This window comes from Psychrobacter sp. TAE2020, from assembly GCF_018919485.1.
Taxonomy (GTDB): Bacteria; Pseudomonadota; Gammaproteobacteria; order Pseudomonadales; family Moraxellaceae; genus Psychrobacter.
Genome location: NZ_JAHLMU010000001.1, coordinates 2,765,351 through 2,782,957, shown reverse-complemented (window position 1 = coordinate 2,782,957; position 17,607 = coordinate 2,765,351). Strand labels below are relative to the sequence as shown.

Genomic DNA, 17,607 nt, shown 5'->3' with positions numbered 1-17,607 from the left:
TTAATTTAGAGGTATTTGAACCATTTTGCTGCCATTCATAACAATTTGACTAGTGCATACGCCATATTTGCCTACTCTTTCTTTTAATTGGGTGTATATACCCGAGTACAGACTTAAATACTCACGGGACTCCCCCCCCAATCGCACTATCAATTTCTTTTGCAGTACTTCCAACATCCAAATGTTGCCGAATTTTATAGATGATGAAATACATACGAAATGAGTCATAACCACTCCCTAAACCGACCTCTTCTATCCAACGTCATTTGTGATAACGTTCGTTATGGAAATAAAGCTCAACTTGCCTGATAAGCGAAGTTTAAGGGGGCAACTAGAATAGCCCTACAGGGAGTAGCAGCCATATTACGCTAGTAATCGAGCTAGGAATGCCGTTAAAAGTCTTCAGCATATTGTAAAAATTCGAATTCTCCAGCCTGTCTTGACAGTAAGTGAGCAGCATAATGATCAATTGCTTCTGCTGGTTTGATTAGCTTTTGGATACTATAGATATCCTGATCTTGTATCAAATATATATCTTTTTGGATATGGTTAGCGACAGAAAATACCTGAAAATTCTTCTCTTGCTCTAGACCATTAAACCTAGTATCGAGTAAGGTGCGAAGTTGAAAGTGCGTCTCATAACTCGCGTCATCTTCATAGTCGACTAGCAATGGCTGTTGAAACTTCTCCTCTAAAAATGCCACCTTCTTATGAGCTTTTTTATTTTTACCTTCAATATCTGGGCAAATTGATCCGATAGGCCGATTGTTACTCGATGGTAAGCCGCTTGAAGCTAATGGTCCATAAACAGTATCCTCAGGGATATACCAACCAGCACTGTGCCACAGCCAAGACTGAATAATCTCTATTGGAAAGTTAAACTAGTTTTCCTGAGCATCATCAGCAATATAAGGCGTATACCGCAGATAAATAATAATGCCATTTATATTGATACCAAACACCGTGATATCTGAAACTATCTCTGGAAGAGTTGTTCTTTCAATAGCATAGAAAAACTCTTCTTTAACCTTAGATAAGACCTTGTAAGTTTCAGGTTGAGTGTCTTTAGAAGGCGTAAAGAAGTGTTCATGAAAACTCTGCTCTTTAGGCTTATCGTCTTTGAAATTCAATGGGTCATGACGAAATCGATCAAGTCCTAAAGATCTAATTCGATTTTTATAATAGATATTATCTGCACTAAGCTTACTTAAGTCAGAATATATTTCATCAAACTCGTTTAAAACATGGATATTAATTTTATTTGCCTTATTAAGCTTTTACAGCTGGGCTAATTTTTTATTGTAGAATCTAAGCTTATTGCATCAGTTAAGTGATACTACCCCATTAAATGGGTTCGCCCCCCCCCTCTCATTTAGCTACCATGCTTGATAGGTAAGTTACTGTTATTTATATCATTAACTGTATATTATTGCTTTTAGTGTACATCACAGTGTACTTGTTGATGATATTTCGAGGTTTTTCGATGGGTTCGACCTCAAGTCGAGGGTGTGAAGCAATTTACCTTAAACTTTTAGAAACGCTCTGACTTAAAGGTGCATATGTCATTAGACCCTGTATCAGCATGAAAAATGTCCATTACACCAATGAAGTAGAGAGATATTTTAATTATTCGTCATAGTATAGATCAAGATAATTAAAACAGTCATGTGAATAATTTGGGTTGGAACAAAAGCAAGTGCGTATTGAAAGCCACCAGTAATTGCCGCATTAATTGATTTAGAAATTGCATGTGTCGCTAAACCTAACAATAAGGCGAGCAATAAAATAGGGTTAGTTGGGTTCCCTTGCATTACTACGGCAGCCATTGCTGCATGCACCTCAAACATAGAACTAAGTACGGTTCCTGCAATAAGACCCGCGTCACCCAGCCATAAACTTAAACCATAAACAAGTACTTGAATAATAGTAAGTGAAACTACAATGATACCTGCCTCTTTTAAACTGAACATGGGTGTATCAGTTAACTTAACTTTCTCTCCGGATCGAGGTTTTCTCATCAACCATATTGCAGGAATAATTAAAATTATAATTGCAATAATAGATGGAAATAATAAAATTTTAAGCCAACTAAAACTTACACCTGCAACAATAATAAGAAGTTGTACCACTGTTGCGACACAGGATATAAGGGCAGCTCCAGCATTTTCTTTTGCATCTGCACGACCATGACGAACTTCCATTCCAAGGCTTGCAATTGTGGCTGTACTGGATACAAATCCTGATGCTAAAGCAGATAAAAACATGGCGTGGCGTGATGGTAGAAGCCTCTTTGCCATATGTGCTAGTGCTTGAATGGCTAAAATCAATGTCAATAATTTTAAAATAATATAAGGATTTAGTACTGAACCCCAAAGAGCCCTATTGGGTATTAAAGGAAGTGCAATTAAAAGTAAAGCAAGTAAAAATATACCATCTTTGAATTCAGGCTCAGTAATCCATCTAACTGCTACTCCATGCATTGAATGCTTTGTCACTAGAAGGAAGGTAAGGACGACTGTAAGTGCAGCTGCATAAGGAATATGCCATAAACATAGTCCACCTATAAAATAGGTGAGTATAAAAGCAAGTTCAGTTGTTACACCTGGATCTTCAATTTGTTTATTAATAGAGATGATACTTATACCACCTACTATTAATGCCCCCATGAGTCCCATAAATAAACCAAAAGAAAAACAAATTGCCCCTAATAAAGAGCAAATTGCAAAAGATCTAATACCTGCAAAGCTGTGTTGATTTTCACGTTGTTTGCTACGCTCTCTTTCTAGACCAATGAGTAGTCCACAACCTAGTGCTGCAGTAGATGCAGTCATTAAATGTTGGACAGGTTCAATCGTAAATGTATTCTCTATTATGAAATTCATCCCACTCTCCATGACCTCTGCTGTCAAATCCGTATAACTAAACTTGGGAGATTCTGATGACGCAGCATGACGATAAAAATTAAACCACGTCTGTCTTGGCGATCTATATTCCGAACGAACCATCTAAGAAGGCTCATTAATCAATTCATAGACTACTCATAGTAGACTACTATATTGGAACTACTTATATCAGGCTGCTGAACCATGTGGTCTATTACGTTATGCATCATAGAACCACATAATCTTCATTATAAAGCTACCTCATAGCTCGTACTACGCCCCAAAGCCTTAGATTTTTTCAGCATCCCCTTCTCTATCAAATCATTGATATCTCGCAGTGCTGTATCTATGGAACACTTAGTCATCACTGACCATTTCTTGGTAGTCAGCTTGCCATAAAACTCTGTGAGTAAAGTATTTAGCATATTAACTTGTCTAGTGTTCAAAGCATGCTGTCGATGAGTCTGCCAAAAATTCGCTTTATGCATAATTTTATCTGTGGTCGTTTGAGCAGCGATGAGTGCTTGTTCTAGCGTTTGTAAAAACCAGCACAGCCAATCAGTGATATCAGTATCGCCTTTTTGCGTTCGCTCCAGTACTTTATAATAGTCATTACGTTTTTTAAGAATCTGCGCTGACATACTATAAAAACGTTGGGCGCTATCATCGCTTTGCGCCAGCACTCTCTCCGTAATAGCACGGGTCAAACGCCCATTGCCATCATCAAAGGGATGGATAGTCACAAACCATAAATGAGCGATACCGGCTTTAATGACCAGATCTATATTTTCCTGCTCATTTGGTGAGGTATTAAACCAGGATAAAAACTTGTCTAGCTCATCTGACAATATATTCGCACTAGGTGCAACGAAATGAACCTGCTCACGACCATAACCACCAGAAACTACCTGCATAGATCCTTGACTGTCATCACGGATACTGCCCACTTTGATAAGATAAAGCCCACTATATCCCTCTGGAAATAATGCTCTGTGCCATCCCAGTAAATCGTCCAATAATAATGGACGTTGATAGTAATAAGTAGCCACAAGCATCATCTCCACTACTGCATCAATCTCACTACTAGCAATTTGTATACCGCCGTCATCTACCCCTAAGTGGCGCGCGACAGAAGATCGTACTTGCTCATTATTTAATGACTCACCCTCGATCTCTGAAGTTTTAACAATCTCTAAAGTCACGGCATCTAGTTGCGCCTCAACATTTATATCGAACCCTAGCGTTAGCAACTTTCCAAGCAAACGCCCTTGTAATATCCGCACACTACTGACCAATGGCAGCAGTTTTTTATCTGACCATTGCCACTCAGTCCAGTCTGGATGTTCATGAATATAGGTAATATGCTTCATATTCTTCTCAATTATACGCAGAGATTAAAACATTAATCTCCTTATATTATGCAGAGAAAATAAGGAGGATACAATGTATAAAAACTTTTGGAACAAGGAAGTAGTTTAAATAATAATGTGGAATAAGCATTCTTCTATGATAAAAGTATTATTTTTGGCTTAATCGACGCTAGAGTGGAAGTAAAAAGACTATAAAAATATAGTGCCCAAATACGTGCTAAATTTTATCTTGCATGAATTGACCTTGCCATTTTTTAATTATAGAATAACTGTAAGCTAATAAAATCAACACATGTAAGATAACGGCATATTATAAGATTTGGTTGACCTACCTTGACATGGTAGAGGTCAGCAGTTCGAGTCTGCTTATGCCTACCAAATATTTAGAAAGCCCCAGTCTAACGATTGGGGCTTTTTTTGTCCATAAAATATGGTCGGCAGCGGAAATATAAAGGTGTGCTTGGTCAAAACTTGCTTACTTATGGCCGTAGCCAAACTGCATCAAAAACCTGTGTGCCTAGATTGTGCCTTCTATCAATTTTACCTGTCTTTCAAACTTGAGCTATGCTGAAGAAATTATAGAAACAAGCTTGGTAAACTAACGACTGGATAAGGAGTTTAGCATGACCAAGAAAAAGCAAAGTGATAGCACAGGATACAAAGCAGAAGCGGTTAAAAAATTGCAGACAGCAAGGGTAACTTAAGTGCAACACCTCGGCAGCTAGAAATAAAGATACAAACGTTACATATTGATATGAATTATTTTATCTGTAGTCGTTTGAGCAGTAATGAATACTTGTTGTAGCGTTTGTAGAAACCAGCACAGCCAATCAATGATATCAGTATTACCTTTTTGCGTTCGCTCCAGTATTTTATAATAGTAATTACCTTTTTTAAGAGTCTGCTCTGACATACTATAAAAACGTTGGGCGCTATTGTTACTTTGCGCCAGCACTCTCTCCCTAATAGCACGGGTCAATCGCCCATTGCCATCATCAAAGGGATGAATCGTCACACACCATAAAGGAGCGATATCTGCTTGGATCACCAGATCTATATTGTCCTGCTCATTTGGTTAGGTGTTAAACTAGGATAAAAAATTGCCTATTTCATCTGCCAATGTATCAGCACTAGGTGCAACAAAATGCACCTGCTCACTACCATAACCACCATAAACTACCTGCATAGGTCCTTGACTATCATCACAGATACTACCCACTTTAATACGATAAAGTCCACTATAACCATTTGGAAATAATGCCCTGTGCCCTCCTAGTAAATCGTCCAACAATAATGGCTGTTGATAGTGATAGGTTGCATTTAGCATCATCTCCGCAACCTCATCAACCTCACAAATAGCCGTTGGCATGCCCTCGTCATCTATCCCTAAGTGGCGCGCGACAGAAGACCTTAGTTGCTTGTTATTTAATGACTCACCTTCAATCTCTGAAGTTTTAACGATCTCCAAAGTCACTGCGTCTAACTGTGCCTCAATGTTTAGATCAAACCCTATCGTTAGTAACTTTCCAAGCAAACCGCCTTGTAATATTCGCACACCACTGACTAATGGCAAAAGTGTTTTATCTGACCATTGTCACTCAGTCTAGTCTGAATATTGATGAATATAGATAATATGCCTCATATTTTTCTCAATTATAGGCAGAGATTAAACCCTGAATCTTCTTATATTATGCAGAGAAAAGAAACATATAACAATCTTCGACAAAGTAGGTTAAATAATAATATGGAATAAACATTCTTTTATAATAGAGGTATTATTTTTAGATGAATCGACGCCACAGCGCAGGCAAAAAGACTATGAAATTATAGGACCTAAATATCTGTTAAATTTTATCTTAGATTAATTTACCTTGCTATTTTTAATTATAAAATAGTTATAAAGCAATGTAATCGATATAAGTAAGATAATCTCATATTATAAGATTTAGTTGACCTAATTTGACATGGTGGATGTTCAGCCGCACTTACTGAATTTTATTCACTAGTTACTGAGGTTAGCGTTAGCACAAAACCAGTATCACTACTAACTCCTGTTTACAAAGCATAATTAGCCATGTTTGAATTTGATTATATTTTTACTTTCGGAGCGGTAAGAAAAATACGGTATTACTTGCGATTACTGATAAACTTTATTCAAACGAATAATATAAATGTCTAAAATAGTCTAATCATTGCACTGATTTACATTAATTTGCGTTCAGTGCGCTATACAGGCTTTGAGCTGCTAGTATTACATATCAACTTAATGACTAGTAAATCGACAACATAAGTCATTATAATCGAGCTTTCTGATTAAAATATCCCCTGTTAATTTCTCTCATTTCTTCAGCATAACTTAAAGCTGCCATAGTAGAACTTGCCAGCTCGCTTATCGTTACGCTTGGCAGATTTGCGATATAATAAACCCCAGCTCATTACTTAAATGGACTGGGGCTTTTTTGCTTTTAAAATATAGGGAAGTCACGTTAAAGGCAGTCTTTATTCATGACTTATTATTAATTTATTATTAGCTATCTATAAGAACAGATAACTATAGTGCTAGGCTTAAACGGCTCTCTAGATGACTGAAGTAGTTTCCAACCCAACTTATAGACTTTATCAAAACTAATTTAACGTTCGCCCATGCCTTCTGACAAGGTTTTAGTAATAGGTTTGGTTAGATAAGACAATACTGTACGTTCCATGGCTTTAATATCAACAGAAGCCGTCATACCAGGCTTGATAACTATTTTATCCGCCCGACCTTTGAACTCAGCACCAGTAATAACGATCAATACGCGATAGTAAGGCTCTTCCCCTTTAGGGGTTTGCTCCATTAGCGTATCCGGACTGATATAATTTACTGTACCGTTCATCGCACCAAAAATCGAATAGTCATAAGCATCAAGTTTTACGGTAGCGTCTTGCCCTTCTTTCACATAAGCAATATCAGCAGGACTGACTTTTGCATCTATGATTAGATCGCTACTGGTTGGTAGAATCTGCATAATGACTTCACCTGGCTTGACCACACCGCCGATAGTAGTGACGTTAATATTTTTGATTTTGCCATCTGTTGGCGAGGTCAAACGCTTCTCATCCAACACCTGCACCCGATCTCGTAACAGCTCAAGTTCGGTGTCCAGCTCTTCTTGGGCTTTAGTCATCTCTGCTTGCGCTTCTTCGAAATACTTATTACGTTTATTATTAATCTGTGCTTCAATCTCAGCAACCTGACGGCGTAGCTTAATGACATCAGCTTGGCTGACATCGCCATACTCCAATAACGGCTCATTCATACTAAGCTCTTTGTTAGCCAGAACTAGCATAGCTTCAAGAGAAGAAACCTCCTCATTAATAGCCTGACGACGACGATTATAAAGTGCGGTTTGGTTTTGGACGTATTCAGGGTATTTTTCGACATCTGCCGTAAATACTAACGGTTTCTCAAAAATCTCTGCATTAAGTCGGGCGAGCTTAGCTTTTAAAGCAGCAGTTTTGGAGGCAGAATTATCCAATGCCGCTTTAGCTCGCTCTTCTTCTAAAACTACTAGCAGCTGTCCTGCTTTGACCTCTTGTCCTTCAGTGACTGCCAATTCTGTCAAGACACCGCCCTCTGACGCTTGAATCTCTTGCGTTCGAGCGCTGGCGATCACTGTAGCTTTTGCACGAGTCACTTGATCAATTTTAGCAAATGAGGCCCAGATGACTAAAACTAAAATGCCGAGAAAACCGATCCAAATACTCAGTCTTGAACGACCAACTTTAACCTTATTGGGGGTATATTTATAGTCTGCCATACCTACTTACCTTCAGCGTCTGTTGCAGTTTTTGTAATTGTAGGCTTTATAGTGAGCCGTCTAGTTGGGGGATTATTCGGTTTTTCCGCTTCAGATTTTGCTGGGTTTTCTGGCTGCTGCTGCTCAATGTTTTTCTTAGCTTCCCCCCTTGATTGTATAGTACCTTGAGATTTTGCTTGTTCGTTCTTGCCTAACTCATCAAGTACTGCCTGTTTGGGGCCATCCATCACAATGCGTTGATTATCCATTATGATGATCCGATCAACCAACTCTAAAAGAGCCATTTTATGGGTAGATACGATAAAGGTTTGACCTTCTGTCAGTTCGTGCTTTAGAACTCGTATGCAGCGTTGTTCCTGTCTATTGTCCATAGAAGCAGTCGGTTCATCGAGCAAAAACACATTGGGCTTGGACAATAATAAACGAGTGAAAGCAACCAGCTGTTTTTGTCCACCTGATAGTCCGCGTCCCCCTTCGCTGATAGGTAGCTCAAGACCACTAGAGTGGCTAGATACTAAATTTATCAACCCTGTTTTCATTAGCACTTCTTGCATCAAATCATCATCTGGCGCCGGCATACCTATCAGTAAATTCTCCCTTAAGGTTCCTTGAAACAAACGATGGTCTTGTTGTAAATATCCCAAACGTTCACTCAAGGTCTCACGACTGATTTGATGAATATCTAGACCATCTAATAATATACGCCCTTTAGTAGGTGCATATAGTCCAGCCAGTACCTTGAGAAGGGTGGACTTACCTGATCCAATAGGCCCAAGAATCGCTATACGCTCTCCAGGACGAATGGTTAACCTCTTGATATCGATAGCTGGTCTATCATTATCTTGGTAATTAAACACTAGTCCATCGCATTGATAAAAACCTTTGATACGACTAGGTGACAGCGGATAAGCCACACCATGATTGTCTTGCTCTAATGCAAACAACGATTCGATATTGAGCTTAGCGGCTTTAGCATGTGAATATTGTACTAAAAGGCCAGGGAGCATCATGACAGGGGCTAACACTCTACCGCCTAATATCGAACAAGCAATCAACCCACCCATAGTCATGTCACCTGAAATGACAACGAACGAGCCCACAATCACAATCCCAACATAACTGATTTGTTGCAGCATTTGGGTAAAGTATGTCAAATTATCATTAGTGTGCTTCATATCTAAGTCGTTTTTGATAGTGATATTCATCACATCAAGCCAACGCGATAAGAACTTCCAGCTTCCTGCCCCTGCTTTTATAGTCTCGACCCCTTCTACTGCCTCTACCAATAGGCCAGTCTTATAATAAGAAGCAGTAGCACCTTCAGCAGCAATAGCATCGATACGTTTGCGAGCAGATAGTCCCATTACTACAGCTATCACTGCCGCAATAACGGGAACAACTGCCACTAATGGTGAGCCAATAACCGCCATTAAAGTAATAAAGATAATGGTCATCGGTAAATCGACCAGTCCAAATAAGGTACTGGCAGTGAAAAAACTACGGACTTGCTCATAGCCCCGTAGCTGTGCTGCCATAGACCCTACTGATCCTGGCATCTGATCGATACGTACTTTAAGTAGTCGTTGAAATACCTCACGAGACAAATACTGGTCAAGCCCCACAACCACTTTGTCCATAATTCTCGAGCGCGAAAACTTCATAAACGCTTCAAAGAGAATCACTAGGAATACACCACTAGCTAAAATAATGAGCGTATATTCGCTACGGGTTGGTATCACTCGATCATAAACTTGCATGGAGAATAGTGATACGGCCAGTGCCAACATATTGATTAAAAATGTGGCAAGAATAGCTTCAAAAAGTACGCCTTTGTAGTTTCCTAAGTCTGACTTTAACAGATCGGCAAAGGAGGCTTTGCGCTTTTGAATATGCTCATCAGTGAGGCGAAGCCGTAAAATCAACGTCAGCTCATTTACTCGAGTATGAGTGTTACTTTTTTCTTGTCTAAAGTTCCAGCTGCCTTGTGGCGTCTGACCATCGATGACACCCCAACCTAAGTCGGCACGATAGGCTAATAGAGGTAGAAAAGCCGCATCGGGTTGTTCTAATATTTCTGGTGTATTGTTAATGCCCACATCTTTTAACACGCCAATGACGCCGCCCAGCTCGTTAATAGCTTGTCCTTTATTATTAGCTGATAGTCCATCGTGGCGCGCAATGACGTCTTGCAGGCGTACGTTATCTATTGGATAACCTTGCTGACTTAACAAATGCCTCACAGCATCCGCTAAAGTTTGCGTCAACTCAGACGGAGACAGCACTTGGCCTGTCACACTAGTAATATCACTACTATATGAATTGGGGGACATAGGATTTAAGTTCGAACTCATAACAATCACTTTTTTAATATTAAAACAATGAAGATTATCAGCTATGTTTTAATTCAAATCGTTACTCTAACCTTTACGGTCATCATTGACGCATCGATTTTAAACTACTGATAGCAAGATTTTCATTCATGTAACTTACTGCTTTAATTGCTTATCATGTTTTTCTAATCAACTATAGGGGTAATACTATAGTCTTCATTTAGCATAATTCGCTCACCATTGTTGAGGCTATCCTCTACATTTGCAGGCAGTCTAATTTCTATATAGTCATCATCTGCGACTGCTGTAATATAACCAAGGCTAGCGCTTGATCTTTTTGCCTCTTGCTTATTAATCCACTTCTTGACTGGATCTAGTGGTCTAAATAAAGTCACTGGCTCACGGTTATGAGCGTATTGTTGCCAGGGCATACTACCAAAGTCCACTTGTAACTTATAGAATGCGCCCAGCATATCTGCTCGTGTCTGTACCAGTTGCACCTGATACTCATTATGTTCGCGAACCGCATTTAGTACTTCAAGCCATGACTTGCGGCCGGCGATAAACTGCCGACGATAAGAGCTAACTACGAGCTGTGCCCCTGCTACTGCTGCAACCAAAGAGCTCTCTCGATCTTTAGCACTGACAAACTGCTGATACTGTATCTGAATATTTTCTATCACAGTACGGCGCGCAGCTTCTTGAGTTTGCACTAGACTATTAACTTGGGCTTGGGAGGCACGTGCTAACGCAAAATTAGAAAAACCAGCACCAGGAGTGTAATTTAAACCTAAAGAGAACTTACCACTGTCTCTCTTGTCTTTATCGTCTCTGTTATCTTCATGATAATAAGCATACTCATATTGCGCATACACCGTAGGGAATTTGGACGCCTGCCGAGCTTCAACGCCTTGCTTTGCTGATTCAATTTGAAAGTGTTCTTTTACCACTGTTGGGTTATAGAACCCAGTTTGACTAAAGGCCAGTTGCTCAAAGCCAGCCGACTGCTGTTTCGCCTGGTTTACCAACTCCTTTATGTTTGGCATACTAGTGCTACTAATTTGTGGTAAGGGCTGACCGATAATTTGTTCAAGTCTGGCGACAGCAATACGTTGCTGCTCTACTGCACCTTGATAAGCATTTTGCTCTTGTAGAATACGGTTGGTTACTAAATCAAGCTCAATACGGGCAGATACACCTTGACCAACACGGCGCTGCATCATGGCTTCAAATTCGTTAAGTTCTTTTAGACCCTCAAGATGAATATCCTGCTTTGTAATAGCTTGGATATAACTTTGCCAAGCGTCAATAGTGGTTTTGGCGACTTGATTTTGCTGCTCATAAATATACTCTACTGCTGCCTTATCATCGAATATGGCTTGATTGACATCAGCTGTAAGCTTGCCTCCAGTCCATAGAGGCTGACGAATGGTGACTTGTGAGACAAAATCATTATCTCTATCGAAGCCTGAGCTCACACTTGGGGATGGCAACAGGTTTAGCTTAGCGGCGTTAATACCTTCTGTAGTAGCCTCTTGACTGGCTCTAGCTGAATTCACTAACGGATGTGTCTTAACCGCTTGCGTAATCAAACTATTAACTTGTATATCAGTGACGGCTGCGTAAGCGTTTACCGTGGCACCAAACCAAGATAGCAAACAGCCTAATAATATACGACTGATAGGACAGTGCGGTCGATTATAGGTTCGTGACATAATTTCTGGACTGTCCCTATGAACATAGTTACTATTTTATTGTTTTACTTTATATTGGTGCTATTAAGTTAGCCACCCTACTATAAAAACAATAGCGGTATTGGATAAATAGATTACTCGTTTAATCTTATCATCTATTTATCTAATAGTTATAGATTAAAAAAACCTTGATTTGATCTACGTCTAAATTTTGAAAAATAAATTCATATAGTTAAAAGTAACTTTACTCACTATTAGCATTATCTATATTTATTAATCTGACTTACTAAATACTCTTATTTGAATAGCCTACTTACTGCTAACAATAGGCTTTAATTAAATATATGAGTATGTATATAAAACTTTATGCTCATTATATAACGCACTATAGCAGATATCACGAGTGGTCTTAATAGATATTTATACCCTATAATAGTAAAGTGCTTATTAAAAATAACGATGACCGTATAGGAATAATTATTAACCGCTGATCCTAAATTATCTTTTCATTTGCTCAATAATGTAGGTGTAAAAAAACGCCCCCTATTGGGAGCGTTTTTCATTATTAGTATTTATTACAACCTCAGTAGATACTAAAGCTAATATTATATTATTGGCGGCAAAGTAAACCCTTCTACACTAATGTCAGTATCGATCAGCCATTGATAGCCAGCGCTGCCATTAGCATCAAATACTCGGTAGATATTACCTTCATAGTTTTCCGCAGTCTTATTACCCTCTGAGTCTAGATAGACAAATTTGGTATCTTGCGACCCGGTATCAAACTCCGCCTTGATATTGCGTCCAGTATCAAGCTTAAAGCTGCCATCCATTGATCTAGTAACAAGATCCCCATCACTATCGGCAAATAAATCGGTTTTAGTAAGCTTATTATTAGTGCCTGCTTGCTGAACATAGTCGCCTCTCTCACCATCAATGAATAGCTGTGTCTTGTTGGAAGTACTATTGAGAGCACCATTATTCCTAATATCAGCTTGAGCCTGAATAACGAAAGTATCAGCATGACGCGAGTCACCGATCATATCGATAAGCTCCATGTGAATAATATCATCTGAATATAAGGTTTGCGGACTTCCTGCATCATAACGAATAATATCGAATCCATCACCGCCATCAATAATGCCGTCAATATCATCACCCGAGTACTCTACTAGATCATTGCCAGCACCCATATAGACTTTAGCAGAACGATCTTTACCTACCAAGAAGCCGGTATTGTTCATTGAGCCGATCTTAGCAATATCATTACCGCCACCCATATAAATAAAGGTGTCATAATCGATATTACCTTTGATTTGAAGGAAGTCATTGCCATCATTAGGACCATCGGCTGTTACGGTTGGCGCCTTATTGCTATTACTGCCTAAGTTGGTGACCGACTGATCCATGGTAATGATAGTATCAATCAAATTACCATTTTCAAAAATCAGTTTGTCATTACCAAGACCCATGGAGATTACTACCCCGTCAGTTACGTAATCTTTTCTCTTGTTACCCACATTCCCTCTACCAATAATGGCAGTGTCATCACCTGTACCGGTATCAAGTCTGAGACTATAGTTATCATATCTATTAGTACCAGAGCCACCATCCATAGTACCATCCAAAGTAAACACATCATTACCACTGCCTAAATTGATCCGAGTATTGATCTGCATATTGCCGTTTTGAATGTTGAATGAATCATTGCCGCTACCAGTATAGATATCAAACAAGTCTCTTGCATTCTGACCTTGCGAGCCAACATCACCCACTACCACCACTAGCTGATCGGTGCCTGCAAGCTCTTTTGATTCATTAACTAATCCACTTGGCCCTGCACCAGTTACTGTCTGATGATCCCATACAAGCGCATAGTTCAAGACACCATCACCATCCGAATCGATCCAAGCCGCTCCTGAATTAATATCCTTCATAGTAATCTGTGCATCCCTTGGACGATCATCTCGATCTAGCGAGGCTTTTTGGTTATCAGATAGGTTATCATCTAGGTCGAATAAGTATAAACGCTGATCTCTAGCTATGGTATTCCCAGCTTTATCCACAAAATCAAGTGCCACAAATTCGTCGTAGATATTAACGAAAGGCCTGCCATTCGCTTCATCCCAAGTATCGCTATCTGTTGGCTTTCTGCTAGCTCCTGAGAAGTTGATAGACCAAGAGCCATCAGTGCCAACTTTAGCACTTAGTTCCCCTGCATCCAAGACACCATTACCTTTAAGCTTGCCGGTAATAGGATCAATTGACATGTTATCAACGAATACCGTGCCTTGCTCCATGTTGGATCCTGTCAGGACACTACCCGCATAGTTAAGGTTCTGTAAAACATCAGCTTTGGTGTCTAAGGTAAAGGCAGCTTGCTGCTGAGACACCACAATAGACTGGCCTGCACTATCATTTGACTTAACCTGCATCTGATAACGGTACTCTTGGCCATACGTATCTGGCAGCTGCTTATCAGTCAGAGTATAAGTTAGCCCATCGGTGGTGGTTAATTTTGACGTTACGTCTTCTTGAACCACCCATCCTTTGATAGGATCTTTAATATAGCGCTGAATCACAAGCTTTTCACCAGCTGCAGAGTTTACTGCTTCATTTAAGGTAATATTGAGCGTCGGTGTGCGATCATTGGTCAAGCCTTGAGTAATACTTGGCCCAGTCTGATTGACCACAACGCCTTGATACTTATAAGAAGTACCATAGTTACCACTGTTTACCCCAAATTCAGAGCCCGTATTATTCTTTCCGTCTCCACTAAAATTATCCACAACTTCAAATGCTTTTATAACCGGTGGCACCCAGTTAATCGTTGCACCTGTACCATTATTACCAGCAATGTCCGTATATTTATTATCATTTACCGTGATACTTGGTTTGGTAGCAGGATCAGAATCATTGGTAAATTTAGCGGTCCAAGTCTTACCGCTATCGTTAGTGCTCAATGATCCAAGATTCCCGCCCACGACAGCTATGTCTGCGGCCTTAAAGCCTGGAACTGGCTCTGAGAAAGTAAATGTCATATTAGCCATAGCACCCGGTAGCAGAATACCTTGAACGTTTGTAGTGATCGCTAAAGTTGGGGCTATAGTATCCAACTTAAAGCTTTCACCAGTACCAGCAACACTATTACCCGCAACATCTGTCGCTGTGACGGTTGGTGTATAAGTTCCATCAGCTAATGCTGTTGGCGTTACTGACCAAGTGCCATTGACGCCCACAGTGGTAGTTAGGGTCTGACCCCCAATCACAACAGTGATGGTGTCACCAGCATCCCCCGTTCCGGTAAGAGTTGGGGTTTTGTTCTTGGTGATGTTGTCACTTGCTGATATGCCAGTGTCATTGGCTGGATCTTCTGGCAATTTAAGCGTTGGCGTAGTAATTTTGGTGTCAATCGTAAATTTTTCACCGTTAGCAGTAGCAATGTTGCCCGCAGCATCTGTCGCTGTGACTGTTGGCGTATACACGCCATCCGCCAATGCTGCTGGTGTTACTGACCATGTGCCATCAGTAGCTACTTTGGTGGTTAGTGTCTGACCTCCAATTACAACGGTGATGGTGTCACCAGCATCCCCCGTTCCGGTAAGGGTTGGGGTTTTGTTGCTAGTGATGTTGTCAGTAGCTGATACGCCCGTGTCATTGGCCGCATCCGCAGGCAATTGAGTCGTTGGCGGGGTAATGCTAGCGTCAACTGCAAAGTCTACCGGCGCACTTGCTTCGGTGCTGTTGCCAGCGCCATCGGTGATTTGAGCGGTTACGCTGTAGTCGCCATCTTCTGGAATCTGACCCTTAGGAATGGTCACGGCGACAGTGCCCGCCTCCACATCAGCTTGCGTTAAGGCTTGCTCAACGGTGCTGGTGCTGCCATCTGAATTGGTGATGGTTACCGTAACCATGTCACCTTCTTCACTGCCTGTTGGCACAGTCACATTGGTTTGAATGCCACTAGCTAACTCTGCTGCGTTTACGCCATCCACAGCTTCTGGAATAGTGATTACAGGAGCGGTGTCAGTGATGCCATCACCAGTGGTGTCACCAGGAACAGTCGCATCAACGCTAAAGTCTACCGGCGCACTTGGGGCGGTGCTGTTACCAGCGGCATCTTTAATCTCTGCCACAACCTTGTAGTTACCATCTGCTGGAATTTGATCTTTAGGAATAGTAACGGCTGCTGTACTGGCATCAATCTCTTCTTGAGTGACAGGATGAGTAACGGTGCTGGTGCTGCTATCTGGATTGGTTACCGTCAAGGTTAAATTATCACCCGCTTGTGTGCCTTTAGGCACAGTCACATTGGTTTGAACGCCATCAGCTAACTCTGCTGCGTTTACGCCATCCACAGCTTCTGGAATGGTAATCGCAGGAGCGGTGTCAGTGATGCCATCGCCATCAGAATCACCAGGAACAATTAAGTCAGCGGTTGAGTCATCACGGCCTTCTGTAGAGCTGTTGCCTGCTGCATCAGTCACCACAGCAGTCACTTCGTTTAACTGACCGTCAACTGGCGTTACTGGCACAGTGATGCCATTGGTAATGTGGTCTGCTGTCAGTTCGTACTCAGTCTCTATACCATCAGGACCCGTGACTGTCAGGATGTCACCTGCTGCATAACCACTGCCCGCTGGGAAGGTGATCGCAACGTCTAAAGTGCCATCAGCATTGAGATCTTCTGGGTTAATAAACCCATCATCACCATCATTGATAGCGACCACTGGCGCACCTGCAGCATCTGCAATGCCATCACCAGTGGTGTCACCAGGAACAGTCGCATCAACGCTAAAGTCTACTGACTCACTTGGTGCTGTGCTGTTACCAGCGGCATCGGTGATTTGAGCGGTTACGCTGTAGTCGCCATCTTCTGGAATCTGACCCTTAGGAATGGTCACAGCTACAGTGCCCGCCTCCACATCAGCTTGTGTTAAGGCTTGCTCAACGGTGCTGGTGCTAAGATCTGGATTGGTGATGGTTACCGTAACCATGTCACCTTCTTCACTGCCTGTTGGCACAGTCACATTGGTTTGAATACCATCGGCAAGCTCTGCTGCATTCACGCCATCCAAAGCTTCTGGAATGGTAATCACAGGAGCCGTGTCAGTCACGCCATCACCAGTGGTGTCACCAGGAACAGTCGCATCAACGCTAAAGTCTACTGACTCACTTGGTGCTGTGCTGTTACCAGCGGCATCGGTGATTTGAGCGGTTACGCTGTAGTCGCCATCTTCTGGAATCTGACCCTTAGGAATGGTCACAGCTACAGTGCCCGCCTCCACATCAGCTTGTGTTAAGGCTTGCTCAACGGTGCTGGTGCTAAGATCTGGATTGGTGATGGTTACCGTAACCATGTCACCTTCTTCACTGCCTGTTGGCACAGTCACATTGGTTTGAATACCATCGGCAAGCTCTGCTGCATTCACGCCATCCAAAGCTTCTGGAATGGTAATCACAGGAGCCGTGTCAGTCACGCCATCACCAGTGGTGTCACCAGGAACAGTCGCATCAACGCTAAAGTCTAC

Annotated in this window: 9 protein-coding genes, 1 tRNA gene and 1 pseudogene; 1 reads left to right on the top strand and 10 read right to left on the bottom strand. The window is 41.2% G+C overall.

The window, feature by feature from the left end; genetic code table 11:
* Nucleotides 1–392: 392 nt before the first annotated feature.
* The 4 genes from KPY62_RS11455 to KPY62_RS11440 form a co-directional block, all read right to left on the bottom strand.
* Nucleotides 393–704 carry a hypothetical protein gene (locus KPY62_RS11455; RefSeq protein WP_216582236.1) on the bottom strand — a complete coding sequence of 104 codons (312 nt, stop codon included), beginning with the start codon at nucleotides 702–704 and terminating at the stop codon, nucleotides 393–395.
* A gap of 177 nt (nucleotides 705–881) precedes the next feature.
* Complete coding sequence (locus tag KPY62_RS11450; RefSeq protein ID WP_216582234.1) at nucleotides 882–1,130, bottom strand: hypothetical protein; 249 nt, start codon at nucleotides 1,128–1,130, stop codon at nucleotides 882–884.
* Nucleotides 1,131–1,622: 492 nt separating this feature from the next.
* Complete coding sequence (locus KPY62_RS11445; protein WP_216582232.1) at nucleotides 1,623–2,882, bottom strand: DUF4010 domain-containing protein; 1,260 nt, start codon at nucleotides 2,880–2,882, stop codon at nucleotides 1,623–1,625.
* Between the two features lie 248 nt (nucleotides 2,883–3,130).
* A complete protein-coding gene (locus tag KPY62_RS11440) occupies nucleotides 3,131–4,252 on the bottom strand; it encodes a Fic family protein (protein WP_216582230.1) in 1,122 nt (373 codons plus the stop codon).
* A 303-nt stretch (nucleotides 4,253–4,555) separates the two neighbouring features.
* On the opposite strand from KPY62_RS11440, the gene KPY62_RS11435 reads away from it, so the two are divergent.
* Nucleotides 4,556–4,630, top strand: a tRNA-OTHER gene (locus KPY62_RS11435).
* 364 nt (nucleotides 4,631–4,994) lie between these two features.
* On the opposite strand, the gene KPY62_RS13815 is transcribed toward KPY62_RS11435, so the two are convergent.
* The 6 genes and pseudogenes from KPY62_RS13815 to KPY62_RS11410 form a co-directional block, all read right to left on the bottom strand.
* Complete coding sequence (locus KPY62_RS13815) at nucleotides 4,995–5,300, bottom strand: hypothetical protein (RefSeq protein ID WP_416384040.1); 306 nt, start codon at nucleotides 5,298–5,300, stop codon at nucleotides 4,995–4,997.
* Nucleotides 5,301–5,339: 39 nt separating this feature from the next.
* A pseudogene (locus KPY62_RS13810) lies at nucleotides 5,340–5,834 on the bottom strand (DUF4172 domain-containing protein); the annotation flags it as partial.
* A gap of 1,048 nt (nucleotides 5,835–6,882) precedes the next feature.
* On the bottom strand, nucleotides 6,883–8,052 hold the full coding sequence (locus tag KPY62_RS11425; protein WP_216582223.1) for an HlyD family type I secretion periplasmic adaptor subunit: 1,170 nt from the start codon (nucleotides 8,050–8,052) through the stop codon (nucleotides 6,883–6,885).
* A gap of 2 nt (nucleotides 8,053–8,054) precedes the next feature.
* Nucleotides 8,055–10,382, bottom strand: coding sequence for a type I secretion system permease/ATPase (locus tag KPY62_RS11420; protein ID WP_416384065.1), 2,328 nt, complete (start codon nucleotides 10,380–10,382; stop codon nucleotides 8,055–8,057).
* A 185-nt stretch (nucleotides 10,383–10,567) separates the two neighbouring features.
* Nucleotides 10,568–12,097, bottom strand: coding sequence for a TolC family protein (locus tag KPY62_RS11415; protein WP_216582214.1), 1,530 nt, complete (start codon nucleotides 12,095–12,097; stop codon nucleotides 10,568–10,570).
* A gap of 584 nt (nucleotides 12,098–12,681) precedes the next feature.
* A partial coding sequence (locus tag KPY62_RS11410; RefSeq protein ID WP_216582207.1) for an Ig-like domain-containing protein occupies nucleotides 12,682–17,607 on the bottom strand: 4,926 nt, incomplete at its 5' end.

Coding starts and splice junctions, on each gene's coding strand:
- KPY62_RS11425 (WP_216582223.1), bottom strand. CDS start 8,052: ATGGCAGACTATAAATATACCCCCAATAAGGTTAAAGTTGGTCGTTCA.
- KPY62_RS11415 (WP_216582214.1), bottom strand. CDS start 12,097: ATGTCACGAACCTATAATCGACCGCACTGTCCTATCAGTCGTATATTA.
- KPY62_RS11445 (WP_216582232.1), bottom strand. CDS start 2,882: ATGAATTTCATAATAGAGAATACATTTACGATTGAACCTGTCCAACAT.
- KPY62_RS11420 (WP_416384065.1), bottom strand. CDS start 10,382: ATGTCCCCCAATTCATATAGTAGTGATATTACTAGTGTGACAGGCCAA.
- KPY62_RS11440 (WP_216582230.1), bottom strand. CDS start 4,252: ATGAAGCATATTACCTATATTCATGAACATCCAGACTGGACTGAGTGG.